Raw genomic sequence first — 2,194 nt, 5'->3', positions numbered from 1 at the left:
GGATTTATTTGCAAAAATTTCTTTTCGAATAAATCCTCATCCGGTATTGCATTTTCACCTTCACCATTTAAAAAGTTCAGTAAATCGATGCTTGGTGGTGAAATATCTACCTTTTTACTGAAAATGGTCGACATTGATGTAGCAGCCGAACCCATCATTTGGTTCATTGCTTCCTGGACCGCACTTAGTTGAATTTCTCCTAGCATCTCTGAAGGATTCAAACCATCACCGCCAAGCATCAAATCGGCAATGATCGCCGCATCACTTTGTTTGATGACAAGCATATTAATGCCTGTAAAACCTTCTGTATATTGCACTTGGATGGCTACATAGGGATGCGGGAATTCTTCCGCAATATTACCCCTTTCAATTAATGTAACCGCCGGGGTAGTGATATCCACTTTCTGATTCAACAAAGTGGATAAAGCAGTGGCCGAACTCCCGAAAGAGATATTCCCAATTTCACCGAGCGCGTCCAGTTCCATCATTGATAAATAATCTTCTATCGAAAGAAAGTCCACCTCATCTTCTATATCACTTGTACCTTTTAAAAGGGCATCTATCTCGTCTTGTGAAAGCATTTCATCACTTATCATTTTCGTCTCCCCCTTTCAAAATATTAAGAATCTGGATGGCGTGTTTTTTACCTACTTTGCCTGGTTGTCCACTATATTTCGGAATTCCCCCTACTTTAATTGTTAAAGGCTTATCGATTGCATGATTTAAATCGATGACATCACCTACATCAAGCAGAAGGAAATCCTGGATAGCAATATCCGTAGTTCCTAATTCGGAAATAATTGAGAGATCCGCATTCCTAATACGATTTTCCAAAACTTTTATTTCCTCAGGAATTCTTTCTTTTTGAGAATTTTCCATCCAGTAGTGAGCAGATAACTTCGGTATGATTGGTTCTAAAACGACGTGAGGAATACAAATGTTAATCATTCCGCTGGTTTCACCGATTTGCGTATTTAGAGATATGACTACAACTGTGTCATTTGGTGAAACCAATTGTAAAAATTGCGGATTCACCTCAAACTCTGTCATTACCGGTTCGATATCAACAATCGTCCCCCAAGCTTCTTGTAAATTTTCAAAAGCCTTTTCAAATAGATTTGACATGATCTTTGTTTCTATTTCAGTTAAACTGTCGACTTTATTAACGCTTATACCCCGCCCTCCCAAAACTCTGTCCATCATGGAATAAGCGATATTCGGATTGACCTCAAGAATGATTCGGCCATCCAGAGGCGGTACCTCAAACACATTCAAAATGGTCATCTTAGGTATTGAACGTATGAACTCTTCATATGGAATTTGATCTGCAGATGCTACGGATATTTGAACATATGTCCTAAGCTGAGCAGAGAAATAAGTTGTAAGCAATCTTGCAAAGTTCTCGTGTATCCTAGTCAAACTGCGGATTTGATCCTTTGAAAACCGAAGTGCTCTTTTAAAGTCGTACACCTTCACTCTTTTTTCTACTTCTTCTTTCTTTAAATCATCTGCATCCATTTCACCTGTAGAAATGGCCGATAACAAAGCATCGATTTCATTTTGCGATAATATTTCCCCGGACATTAGCACTCACCTCCAAAGCTTCCCCTTCTTATTTAATGAAGCAAGGATGTTCTTATTGAAGAATCGAGGAGGTTATATAAACCTTTTCAACTTTTCCTTCTTCCATTAATTCATTAATTCTAGTCTTTAACGTATCCTGAAGTTTTTCCTTGCCCTTTTTACCAGTTAACTCTGTCGCTTTCATTTCGGACAGTTCGGCAATAATAATGTTTTTCACCTGAAAACCTCTTTTTTCCAACTCTTCTTTTGCTTTTTTATTTTCTGTTTGGACCATAAATGAGATTTTGATATAATCATTACCCGAGAGATTCGTTGTAATTTCAGGAATTTCAACAGATGATTTGATAATTTCATCTATGGATGGTTTACCCTCTGCAGATGTGGGGTCAGATAACTTTGTAACAACCACGACCGCTATTACGCCAACAAGAGTAATTGCCACCAGCATAATCAACATAATCGTCAATAGTTTTTTTTTCATAACCTTTCCTCCTCATCATCACGCAATCCCAGAACATTCACGGTACGATAAAATTGTATAATGGCTTGAATTATTTCTTCTTCCTTCTCGAGCACCACGATTTTCTTCCCATTTGTAAACGTAATAGTC

At 37.9% G+C, this 2,194-nt stretch carries 4 protein-coding genes; all 4 read right to left on the bottom strand.

The window, feature by feature from the left end; all coding sequences use genetic code 11:
• On the bottom strand, positions 1-596 hold a 596-nt coding region (fliY, locus tag AC1DUW_RS26625; RefSeq protein ID WP_477643906.1), incomplete at its 3' end, for a flagellar motor switch phosphatase FliY.
• Entirely contained in the window at positions 586-1,584 is a 999-nt protein-coding gene (gene fliM, locus AC1DUW_RS26620; RefSeq protein ID WP_053345333.1) for a flagellar motor switch protein FliM, read from the bottom strand. The genes fliM and fliY, both read right to left, overlap by 11 nt.
• Before the next feature lie 52 nt (positions 1,585-1,636).
• Positions 1,637-2,065, bottom strand: a complete 429-nt coding sequence (gene fliL, locus AC1DUW_RS26615; RefSeq protein ID WP_053345332.1) for a flagellar basal body-associated protein FliL — start codon at positions 2,063-2,065, stop codon at positions 1,637-1,639.
• Entirely contained in the window at positions 2,062-2,190 is a 129-nt protein-coding gene (locus AC1DUW_RS26610) for a flagellar FlbD family protein (protein WP_477643907.1), read from the bottom strand. Before AC1DUW_RS26610 ends, fliL begins: the two co-directional genes overlap by 4 nt.
• Positions 2,191-2,194: the final 4 nt, after the last annotated feature.

Source organism: Peribacillus sp. P4_C12 (assembly GCF_056402095.1).
The sequence above is the reverse complement of the archived record's forward strand: the minus strand, read 5'-3'. Positions and strand labels throughout refer to the sequence as shown.